The sequence below is a fragment of the Streptomyces laculatispora genome (assembly GCF_017353455.1).
Lineage (GTDB): Bacteria > Actinomycetota > Actinomycetes > Streptomycetales > Streptomycetaceae > Streptomyces > Streptomyces laculatispora.
This window is the reverse complement of sequence record NZ_JAFMPZ010000179.1, coordinates 24623-30984: the sequence shown is the minus strand read 5'-3', so window position 1 is coordinate 30984 and position 6362 is coordinate 24623. Positions and strand designations below refer to the sequence as shown.

5 protein-coding genes are annotated in these 6362 nt (G+C 71.9%); 1 reads left to right on the top strand and 4 read right to left on the bottom strand.

The window, feature by feature from the left end:
• Positions 1 to 197 precede the first annotated feature (197 nt).
• The gene (locus J1C73_RS10475) at positions 198 to 1979 is read right to left on the bottom strand and encodes a 3-hydroxyacyl-CoA dehydrogenase family protein (RefSeq protein WP_207316095.1); all 1782 of its coding nucleotides are present in this window, start codon (positions 1977 to 1979) and stop codon (positions 198 to 200) included.
• Between the two features lie 372 nt (positions 1980 to 2351).
• Between J1C73_RS10475 and J1C73_RS10470 the strand changes: the two genes are divergently transcribed.
• Positions 2352 to 2924, top strand: coding sequence for an adenylosuccinate lyase (locus J1C73_RS10470; protein WP_207316094.1), 573 nt, complete (start codon positions 2352 to 2354; stop codon positions 2922 to 2924).
• Here the strand turns inward: J1C73_RS10470 and J1C73_RS10465 are convergent.
• The 3 genes from J1C73_RS10465 to J1C73_RS10455 all read right to left on the bottom strand — a co-directional run bounded on the left by J1C73_RS10465 (position 2902) and on the right by J1C73_RS10455 (position 6306).
• Positions 2902 to 3465: a GNAT family N-acetyltransferase gene (locus J1C73_RS10465; RefSeq protein ID WP_307797657.1), complete on the bottom strand. Its 564-nt coding sequence runs from the start codon at positions 3463 to 3465 to the stop codon at positions 2902 to 2904. The genes J1C73_RS10470 and J1C73_RS10465 overlap by 23 nt on opposite strands.
• A gap of 48 nt (positions 3466 to 3513) precedes the next feature.
• Positions 3514 to 5106: an alpha/beta hydrolase gene (locus J1C73_RS10460; RefSeq protein ID WP_207316093.1), complete on the bottom strand. Its 1593-nt coding sequence runs from the start codon at positions 5104 to 5106 to the stop codon at positions 3514 to 3516.
• A 150-nt stretch (positions 5107 to 5256) separates the two neighbouring features.
• On the bottom strand, positions 5257 to 6306 hold the full coding sequence (locus J1C73_RS10455) for an Rv2578c family radical SAM protein (protein ID WP_207316092.1): 1050 nt from the start codon (positions 6304 to 6306) through the stop codon (positions 5257 to 5259).
• Positions 6307 to 6362 lie beyond the last annotated feature (56 nt).

The following is a 6362-nucleotide window of genomic DNA, read 5'->3' as shown; positions in this document are numbered from 1 at the left end:
CGTACTGCATCGGTGCAGGAGAGCGCGCCTGTGGGGGCGGGTCGCCCGGAGGGCCGAGCAGCCCGCCCCAACCGGCTCCCGGCCCGGCGGCCCCCGCAGCGGGCTTCGCGGCGTCGCGGGGCCGGGGTGCGTCCTGTGCCGTGCGACGCACGCTCCCCAGCCCCGCTCCTTCACCCGCGCTCCCCACCGCCGGGACCTCAGCGGCGGGCATATTCGCGAAAGCCGCGCCCCGTCTTGCGGCCGAGGCAGCCGGCGGCCACCAGGTGCTCCAGCAGCGGCGCCGGGGCCAGGCCCGGGTCGCGGAACTCGCTGTGCAGGACCTTCTCGATGGCGAGCGAGACATCGAGACCCACGACGTCCAGGAGCTCGAAGGGACCCATCGGATAGCCGCCGCCCAGCTTCATCGCGGCGTCGATGTCGTCCAGGGTCGCGTAGTGCTCCTCGACCATCTTGATCGCGTTGTTGAGGTACGGGAACAGCAGCGCGTTCACGATGAACCCGGCCCGGTCCCCGCAGTCCACCGGGTGCTTGCGCACCTTCACGCAGACCTCGCGGACCGTGGCGTGCACATCGTCCGCGGTGAGCACCGTACGGACCACCTCGACCAGCTTCATCGCGGGCGCCGGGTTGAAGAAGTGCATCCCGATGACGTCCTCGGGCCGCGCGGTGGCCCGGGCTATCGACACCACCGGCAGCGAGGACGTGGTGGTGGCGAGCACCGCGCCCGGCCTGCACACCTTGTCCAGGGTGGCGAACAGCTGCTGCTTGACCAGCAGGTCCTCGGCCACGGCCTCGACGGCGAGGTCGACCTCGGCGAAGGAGTCCAGCGAACCCGCCGCGGTGATCCGGGCCAGGGTCTCGTCCCGGGCCCCGGCCGTCAGCCGCCCCTTGGTGACCGAACGCTCCAGCGACTTGGCGATCCGGCCCTTGGCCGTGTCCGCCTTCTCCTGGCCGCGCGCCGCCAGCACCACGTCGTAACCGGCCTTCGCGAAGACCTCGGCGATCCCCGAAGCCATCGTCCCGGAGCCGGCGACCCCCACCGAACGCACGGTGCGCCCGGCCCCCGCCGCGGTGTCCTGCGCGGGCGTCAGCGCGTCCGGGACCACGTTCTGGCTGCCGGCCTGCGCATAGGTGTAGAAGCCGCGGCCCGCCTTGCGGCCGGTCAGCCCGGCCTCGCTGAGCTGACCGAGGATCGGTGCGGGGGCGTGCAGCCGGTCGTGCGATGCGGAGTACATCGCCTCCAGGACGGTACGGGCGGTGTCGACGCCGATCAGGTCCAGCAGGGCGAGCGGGCCCATCGGCAGACCGCAGCCCAGCTTCATCGCCGCGTCGATGTCCTCGCGGGAGGCGTAGTTCGCCTCGTACATCGCCGCGGCCTGGTTGAGGTAGCCGAACAGCAGCCCGTCGGCCACGAACCCCGGGCGGTCACCGACCGCGACCGGCTCCTTGCCCAGATGGCGGGCGAGCTCCGTGACCGCCGCGACGGCGGGCGGCGCGGTGAGCACGGACGAGACCACCTCGACCAGCTTCATCACGGGCGCCGGATTGAAGAAGTGCAGGCCCAGCACGCGCTCCGGGTGCCGTGACTCGGCGGCGAGCCGGGTCACGGACAGGGCGTTGGTGCCCGTCGCGAGGATCGCGGTGGGGGAGACGACCGCGTCGAGATCCCGGAAGACCTGCTGCTTGATCTCGTACGTCTCGGGCACGACCTCGATGACCAGCTCCGCGTCCGCGGCGGCCTGGAGGTCGGAGAAGGTACGGAACCGGGAGAGGATGTCGTGCCGCTCCTCCTCGGTGATCCGCTCGCGCCGCACGGCGCGTGCGGTGGAGGCCTCCAGCGCGGCGACTGCCTGGCGGGCGGCCGCGTCATTGATGTCGATACCGATGACCTCGCGGCCGGAGCGGGCGAGGACCTCGGCGATGCCGGTGCCCATCGTGCCGAGGCCGACGACGGCGATGGTGCTGAGCGGGGTGTCCATCACGGGACTCCAGGGATGAGTGACGACTGAGGGACGCACGGCGCGCGGCCGATGAGAGGGGCCCAGGAGGCCTGGCCGGTGCGCGGCGTGCGGGAGTTGCCTGTCGTGGTGCTCACGTCCGGGCGCGAGGGGCACGCCGGGACCGGGGAAGGGGCGGCGGACTCTGTCCCGGAGTCACGCCTCGCAAAGCTGCCGAACCGACATTCACTCCGGGTGGCTGCGTCACCAGGCCACCGGAGCCGGCGGGGGAGTGTCCCGCTCACATGAGGTTAACCGGCGAGTAACGAGCGCGCCAGCCCTGGCTTGTTGTGGCCCCCCTCACATTCGACGCACCTGTCGGCACGCTGCGTGTTCGCCGATACGCTGACGGTCATGGACGAGGAGCTGTGGTCGCTGACGCACCGGCTGGCCGACGAGGCGGGGGAGTCGGCGGCCTACCGCCGGCTGCTCGCCACCGATGACGCCGAGGAGCTGGCGCAGGTCCTCATCGAGCGCGAACGCCCGCTGTGGGCCCGTGAGATCGCCGCCTTCCGGCTGGGCTGCGGCGGGGACCGGCGGGCCTTCGAAACCCTGGTGCTGCTGCTCAACCACCGCGACCCGGAGCGCTGTGCCGCCGCCGCCCACGCCCTGGCCCGCCTCGGCGACCCGCGCACCCCGCGCGCCGCCGCAGCGCTCGCCACCAACTCCCTGCGCACCGCCTACGCGTTGTACCCGGTCCGGCTGCTCGGCGAACTGCGCGCCCCGGAGTCCGTACCGGCCCTGATGAGCACCCTGCGCAGGCTGCTCGGGCCGGACGAACCGCACTGGCGGGTGGCGCTCGCCTGCGTCGAGGGGCTGGGGCTGCTCGGTGACGCACAGGCCCGTCCGGCGCTGGAGGCGGCCCTGCCGCACCCGCGACTGGGTGGCGCGGCCGGCGAGGCGCTCAGCAGGCTGCCGGCGGCGTGAGGGGGCGTACGTAGCGCACCTCGGGCACTGGTACGCCGTCCACCTCGAAGGGTTCCTCGGCGCCGTCCGGGCGGAAGCCGGCGCGTGCGTAGAAGTGGCGGGCCGGCGTGTTCTCCCTGAGCACCCAGAGCGCGAGATCCGGGTGACCGGCCGCGCCGGCGCGCGCCAGTACCTCGGACATCAGGGCCCGGCCCGCCCCCGTCCCCTTCCGCTCCGGCAGCACGTAGATCGCGTACAGCTCGGCGCGCGCGAGCCGTCTGCCGTTCTCGCGGTACGGCCCGTACGCCGCCCACCCGATGACGCCGAGGTCCGCCCGCTCGGCCACCACGTTGACGACCTCGTTGCCCTCGGCGAAGAAGCCGCGGCGCCGCTCCGCATCCTCGGCGATGCTCATCGCGTCCAGATGCGCCTGCGGCATCAGCCCGGCGTACGCGCTTCGCCAGCCGCGCACCCGGACCGTCGCCACGGCCTCGCAGTCCTCGATGGTCATGTCCCGGACCAGCAGTTCGGGGGCGTGCGCCGGAGTGGTTCGTGTGGTCACACGCCCATCCTCGCGCACGCCCCCGAAGGACACGCGGTTACCCGACCGTCAGCCCCGGAAGCCGAGCATTCCGTGCAGCGCACTGCCCCGGCCCTCGGCGCCCGCCCGGGGCGCCGCCTTCGCGGCCTTGCCGGTCGCGGGCTTCGGGTCCGGTGTCTTCGCGCAGACCGCGTCCACGTCGCCGCCCTCCCCGCGCGGCACGGTGCCCTTGGCGAGATAGTCCGCCAGGTACTTGTCCAGACAGACGTTGCCGCTCAGCGTGACACCGTGGTTGCCGCCGCCCTGCTCGACGACCAGGCTGGAACCGCGGAGCTCGCGGTGCAGGGTGACCCCGCCCTCGTACGGTGTGGCCCCGTCGTCCGTGGCCTGGAAGAGCAGCACGGGCGGCAGCTCGTGGTTGGAGACCCGGACCGGATTCAGCGGCTCCACCGGCCAGTCGGCGCACGGCGCGTTGTACCAGGTGTTGCTCCAGGCCAAGAAGGGCGCCTTGGTGTGCACCTTCCAGGCGTCGTTGCGCCAGACGTTCCAGTCGCGCGGCCACTGGGCGTCCCGGCACTGCACGGCCGTGTAGACCGAGTAACCGTTGTCGCCCTCCGCGTCGACCGCGCCGAACCGCTCGTACGCCTTGACCAGCGCCTCCTCGTCCTTGTGGTTCACATAACCGGCGAACGCCCTGGCCAGCACGGGCCAGTAGCCGTTGTAGTAGCCGCCCGGCAGGAACGTGTCGTCCAGCTCGCTCGCGCCGACCTTCCTGCCCGCGGGATGCTTCTTGACCGCCGCCCGCATCCGGTACCAGGCCGCCTCGACCTGAGCCGGATCGCTGCCCAGCCCGTACGTGCTCCGGTACTTCGCCACCCAGGCCATGAACGCCTTGTGGCGGGTGTCGAACGCGTAGTCCTGGCTGAGGTTGTCGTCGTACCAGATGCCGGTCGGGTCGACGTTCGAGTCGAGGACGAGGCGCCGGACGCGGTCCGGGAACAGCTTGGCGTACACCGAGCCCAGGTAGGTGCCGTAGGAGTACCCGAGGTAGTTGAGCTTCGCCGCGCCGGTCGCCCGGCGGATCACATCGAGGTCCTTGGCCGCGCTGACCGTGTCCATGTACGGCAGCAGATCCGGGTACTTCTTGCCGCAGGCGGCCGCGAAGGACCGGGCGCGGTCCCGGTTGACCTGCTCGTCCCTCAGGGACTGCGGCACCGAGTCGGGCCGTACCGGATCGGAGTACTTCGGCACGCAGTCCAGGGCCGGCCGGCTCTTGCCCACGCCGCGCGGGTCGAAGCCGATCACGTCGTACTGGGCGGCCACCCCCTTCGGCAGTGAGGCGGCGACGAAACCGGCCATCGACAGTCCGCTGCCGCCGGGGCCGCCCGGATTGACCAGCAGCGGGCCCTGGAAGGTCTTCGAGGTGTGCGGGACCCGCGTCAGGGCGAGGGTGACCTTCCGGCCCGACGGGTCGTCATGGTCGAGCGGGGCACTCACCGACGAACACTGAAGCGTCGGGGACGACTTGGTGGCGCAGTCGGTCCACTTGAGCGATACGGCTCGCTGCGCCCCGGTGTCGGCGGTCGCCGGGGACGGCGCGGCGGTCACCAGACCGGCGACCGTCGCCCCGACAGCGAACAGAATTCCTGAACGATTCGTCATATGGCCTCCCGTGGTGGGGGAACACGGCTGCGCGTGACGGCAGCCCCCGCCGGATGCTCCCCGCATTCGGGGCCGGAAGGACCCGTTCTGGTGAGAGATGACCCGTTTGCCTTTACCGGGAGCCCGGTGCGCCGGTCCGCGGCGGTCCGCTCAGAGCAGGGTCAGCCGGCTGGGCGCGGAGCCGTCGAGCGGGGGCTGCGGCCCGCCGCCCCTGGGGAGGGCGCGGGGGGTTTTGCGGTGCGAGGGCCCGATGCCGTACTCGGTCGCCAGCTCGTGCACGTGGCGCGTGACGCGGCGCTGGTACCACGTGGGCGCGTACGCCCCGTCCGCGTACAGGCGCTCGTAGCGTCCCACCAGCTCGGGGTGGTGGAGGCCGAGCCACTCCATGAACCACTCCCGGGCGCCGGGGCGCAGGTGCAGGACGAGCGGGGTCACCGAGGTCGCGCCGGCGGCGGCGATCGCGCGGACGGTCGCCCGCAACTGGTCCGGCCGGTCGCCGAGGAACGGGATGACGGGTGCCATCAGCACCCCGCAGCCGATGCCGTGCTCGCTGAGCGTGCGTACGACGTCGAGGCGGCGCTCGGGGGAAGGGGTGCCGGGCTCCACGGTGCGCCACAGCTCGGGGTCGATGAAGCCCACGGAGACCGAGACGCCCACCTCGGTGACCTCGGCCGCCTGCCGCAGCAGCTCCAGGTCGCGCAGGATCAGCGTGCCCTTCGTCAGGATGGAGAACGGGTTCGCGTGGTCGTGCAGGGCCGTGAGGATGCCGGGCATCAGCCGGTAGCGGCCCTCGGCGCGCTGGTAGCAGTCGACATTGGTCCCCATCGCGATGTGCGCGCCGTGCCAGCGGCTGGAGGCCAGCTCGCGGCGCACCAGCTCCGGGGCGTTGATCTTGACGACGATCTGCGAGTCGAAGCCGAGCCCGGTGTCGAGGTCCAGATAGCTGTGGGTCTTGCGGGCGAAGCAGTAGACGCACGCGTGCGAACAGCCGCGGTAGGGGTTCACCGTCCATTCGAACGGCATCCGGGACGCGCCCGGCACCCGGTTCACGATCGAGCGGGCCCGGACCTCGTGGAAGGTGATGCCCCGGAACTCCGGGGTGTCGAAGGTGCGCGTCGTCACCGCGTCCGCGGCGAAGAGCGCGCCGTCTCCGTCTTTGGTGGTTTTGGCGGGGTTATCGGCCAGATTGTCCCAACGCATGGACGCCTCCTAGGTAGCGCTGACCAGAGAATAGAACACTTGTTCCCTTGATTGTT